5 protein-coding genes are annotated in these 3,967 nt (G+C 64.8%); 4 read left to right on the top strand and 1 reads right to left on the bottom strand.

Annotated elements, in window-relative coordinates:
* The 4 genes from ACTS2Z_RS12100 to ACTS2Z_RS12085 all read left to right on the top strand — a co-directional run.
* Positions 1–285: hypothetical protein (locus tag ACTS2Z_RS12100; protein WP_442573466.1), on the top strand; the 285-nt coding region annotated here is incomplete at its 5' end.
* Complete coding sequence (locus tag ACTS2Z_RS12095; protein WP_442573465.1) at positions 282–2,450, top strand: hypothetical protein; 2,169 nt, start codon at positions 282–284, stop codon at positions 2,448–2,450. The genes ACTS2Z_RS12100 and ACTS2Z_RS12095, both read left to right, overlap by 4 nt.
* A 40-nt stretch (positions 2,451–2,490) precedes the next feature.
* Entirely contained in the window at positions 2,491–3,123 is a 633-nt protein-coding gene (locus tag ACTS2Z_RS12090) for a hypothetical protein (protein WP_442573464.1), read from the top strand.
* A 9-nt stretch (positions 3,124–3,132) separates the two neighbouring features.
* Entirely contained in the window at positions 3,133–3,549 is a 417-nt protein-coding gene (locus ACTS2Z_RS12085) for a prepilin-type N-terminal cleavage/methylation domain-containing protein (protein WP_442573463.1), read from the top strand.
* Positions 3,550–3,555: 6 nt separating this feature from the next.
* On the opposite strand, the gene ACTS2Z_RS12080 is transcribed toward ACTS2Z_RS12085, so the two are convergent.
* The coding region (locus tag ACTS2Z_RS12080) for a prepilin-type N-terminal cleavage/methylation domain-containing protein (RefSeq protein WP_442573462.1) at positions 3,556–3,967 on the bottom strand (412 nt) is incomplete at its 5' end.

Genomic DNA, 3,967 nt, shown 5'->3' with positions numbered 1-3,967 from the left:
CCCGATGCAGACATCACGCAAGGCCGGAACAGCCGGGGCCCGCTGGCCATCGAGGACATCGAACTGGCCCTGTCCGACCCGCGCCTCGCCGCCCTCGTTGGCGAGGGGGGAGAATGGACAATCATGCTGCTAGCCGATAATAGTCAGATCAGAAGACTGCGGCGGGGGGACGAGCTGCAGGGCGGGTGGACCGTATCCGATATTTCGTCTGTAACCGTGCGCCTGGCGCGCGACGATGAAACCCGCGATCTGCCGGTTTTTCCAACACTGGATAATACACCATGAGACGTGCGCTACTGCGATCCCTGATGCCGGCCTTTGCCCTGCTCGCAGGCTGTGCAACGGCGTCGCCGGACGGCACATGGGAAGAGTTCAACGATATCGACACGCTGCCCGAGACCCGCATCACGGGCGCGACCCCTTGGGACGAGCCTGAACAGCTCCTCGATCCGGCGCCCGAGCAAACCGATGCGGTCGGCCGGGTGACACGGCGCCCTGTCATGGGCAGCCGCGCAACCGCTCGCCCCGATGCCCCCGCAGGCGGCCTGCCGGCCCTGTCTGGCCCGCCCGTCAGCGTAACCGTGCCGCCGCTTTCGGTGCCGAGCTTCATCAACGTGGTGTTCGGGGAAATCCTTGAACAACCCTTCGTCCTCGGGCCGGGTGTGCCGGAGATGGAGGAGATGGTCTCGCTGCGCACCGTCCAGGAGATGGAGCGCACAGTCTTCCTCGACATGGTGCGCGATGCCCTCACTGATTACGGGCTCGCGATTACCTATAGTGAAGGCCGTTTCACCGTTTCAACACGCAGCGATCTGCGCAGCCAGCTGCCCCAGCTTATCACCTCGCGGGCACGGCGCGGCGCACCGGCGAGCATGCGCCCGGTCATCCAGTTCGTTGAGCTTTACGCCATCGATTCAGCTGACATGCAGCAGATCCTGACGCAGGCCCTGCCCGGTCAGGACACCGTCTCTATAACGGTCAACCGCCAGCATAACTATCTCACCCTTCTTGGCCTGCCTGGCGATGTCGACGCGGCTCTGGCAATCATCGAGCAGATGGACCGCCCGCGCTTTGCCGGCACCGATGTCATCCAGTTCGAACCGCGCAACTGGCAAGTGACGGAACTCGCCGCGACGGTGCAGGAAATCCTCACCGCTGAGGGCCTGATGGTCGCCGGCGGCGTGAACTCCATGCGGGCTATCACTCTGCTGCCTGTCCGCCATACCAACCAGCTTCTGATCTTTGCGCTGACACGCGAAGGTGCGCAGCATGCGCTGGCCGTGGCGCAGGATCTTGACCGCGCGGCCTCGCGCTCCGAAGCGCGCTCTGCCTTCGTCTATCAGGCGCAGTATTCCGAGGCCGAACGCCTGGCCGAGCTCGTGTCCGCCGTTCTGAACATCCAGTCCGGCCAGACCGTTTCCGGCTCCAGCGAAACGTCCGGGCAAGGCGGCGAGGAAGCTTCCACCCAAGCCCCTGCCGCGCCCGCGCAATCCGGCGGCGGCGATCCGGACCGTAGCCGCATGACGGTTGATGCCGTCGGCAACCGCCTGATCTTCTTCGGCACGCAGGCCGAGTACGACCAGATACTGTCACTCATGCGCCGGGTGGATACGCCCGAGCCGGAAGTGATGATCGAGGTGACGATTGCCGAAGTCACGCTGACAGATGAGTGGGATTTCGGTCTTGATGCAGTGTTCGACAGCGAGGCTGCCGCCAGCTTTGCCGCCCGGATCAATTCCGGCGGAGGCCTGAGCGGCACTGTGCAGACCGGTCAGGTCACGCTGTCCGGCTCCACCGGTGCCAGCAACAGCCAGATTCATATTCTCTCCACGCCGCGCATCGTGATGCGTTCGGGCTCGGAGGCATCTGTACAGGTGGGTACCGACGTTCCGATCATCACGTCCCAGCGGGCAGGCCAGACGCAGGTTGGCGGCTCCACGGACGTGCTGCAGAGCGTGCAATACCGCTCCACCGGTATCATTCTGAATGTCCGTCCGCGCGTTTACAGCAATAACCGCATCGATCTGGAGATTGAACAGGAAGTCAGTAACGCCGAACCGAACGATACGGCGGACATTGCAAGCCCGCTGATCTCCAACCGCAGCATCTCTTCCGAGCTGACCTTGCAGGATGGCCAGACGGCGGTGCTGGGCGGCCTGATCGAGAACCGGTTCACCCGGGGGCGTTCGGGCATACCTTTCGTGCAGGACATTCCTTTCCTCGGTGCACCGTTCCGCAGCGACCGGCTGAGCGCCGGGCGGACCATGCTGGTGGTCTTCGTGACGCCGTACGTCATGCACGACCGCAACCAGCGTCAGGCCGTCGTGGACAATTTCGTCGAGATCATGAACCGCGCCTTTGAGGAGCAGCTTGCCGACCGTCCGACCCTGCGTACGCCGGGCGAACCGCTTCGTATCCGGGCCCGCTCGGACCGGCCGGCTGCGGAATAGTCCACCGGCCCGCCGGGGCCGTTGCCGGAGGCCGTAATTCATGCCGGGCTGGGCCTATATCGTGCTGTGCGGTCTGGCTGCAGGCGGCGTGAACAATCTCGCCTTCGCCGGGATGAAAGGCCGCCACGTCACCGCGGCGCTGACGGCCCTTGGCGGGATTGTTGCCGGCTTCATCCTGATCGAGACCGGCTTTCCTGCCAGCCTTTCAGCGCTTGCCGGCTTCGCTCTTGGAATAGCCGCCGGCGTCAGCATTCTCGACCTGACAGAAGGCGTGGTGGCCGACATCCAGTCCTTTGCCATTGCCGCAAGCGGCGTTGGCGCCTCCCTCCTCTTGGCCCTCCCCGATCAGACGCTGCTGGAAGCGGCCCTCCTGTCGCTTGGCGGCGGCGCGCTTGCAGCAGGCATTCTGTGGGGTGTGGGCGCATGGTTTCACTGGCGGCGCGGTGTACGCGGGCTGGGTGACGGCGATGTATGGCTGGCTGGCGGGGGTGGTTGCTGGGCGGGGCTGATGCTGATCGGGCCTGCATTTCTCGTCTCGTGCATAGCCGCGATCCTGCTCGCGCTTGCCACGGGCAGCCTGAAGGCCCGCATTCCGTTTGCGCCCGGCCTGATGATCGGCTTTGCCGCTGCCGCCGTCTTGCGCATCTCGATCTGGACGGGGTTTACGGTTTAAGCTGGCGCCATGGTTCGCAAGGGTTTCTCTCTGATCGAGGTTCTGGCCGCCGTCGCCCTGATGGCGCTGGCCATCATGCCGCTTTACCAGCTGCAGCGTACCCTGGCGGACGCTGCCTTGCGCATGAGCCGGGCCGGCGAGCTTGCCGACATGGAGCAGAGCGCGCTCGGCCTGATCGCGACGATCAATCCCGACCAGATGGCTGAAGGCACCGAGACGATCGGCGCCTGGACGATGAGCTGGACCAGCGAACGTATCGCCTACAATCCCGCTCCGGACGGCATGACCGGGCGCGGCATCTACTCGATCTCGCTCTATGAGGTGACGGTGACCTTGCGCCGCGATGATCGCGAGCACAGCTTCACGGTGCGCCAGCTGGGCTGGACGCAGACACGCGACATGTTCGGTGACGTGATGATACCCTGACGCCTGTCAGGCACCCGCCGCACGCAAGGTGCACGGCGTATCCGGCTCGACTTCCAGTTCCACGACACGGGCGCGCGGCGTTTCCAGCTGTATAGTGCCGCCCGAGCAGAAGCCTCCGCGCGACAGGATGAAACCGTCTGGCAGATTGAGCGACCAGCCCTCCGGCAAGGTCTCGCCAAGCCGGGTGCGCAAGGTTCCGGAATCGAGATTGCGCGTATCGAGAACTGCCTCGGCGCGCAGATCCTGCATGGCGAGGATGAACTCCCCGACCGTGCTGCGCTCCTGCGCCCGCTCGATCGAACGGATGAAAGCCGGCGCCGAGACCGCCACGACGGTAGCCGCGATGGCTACCGCCACGACCACTTCGATCAGCGTATAGCCCGGCCGGCGCACGGACAGGTCAGAGGCCGACATCCGC

It is taken from the genome of Glycocaulis sp. (assembly GCF_052168375.1).
Classification (GTDB): domain Bacteria; phylum Pseudomonadota; class Alphaproteobacteria; order Caulobacterales; family Maricaulaceae; genus Glycocaulis.
The sequence above is the reverse complement of the archived record's forward strand: the minus strand, read 5'-3'. Positions and strand labels throughout refer to the sequence as shown.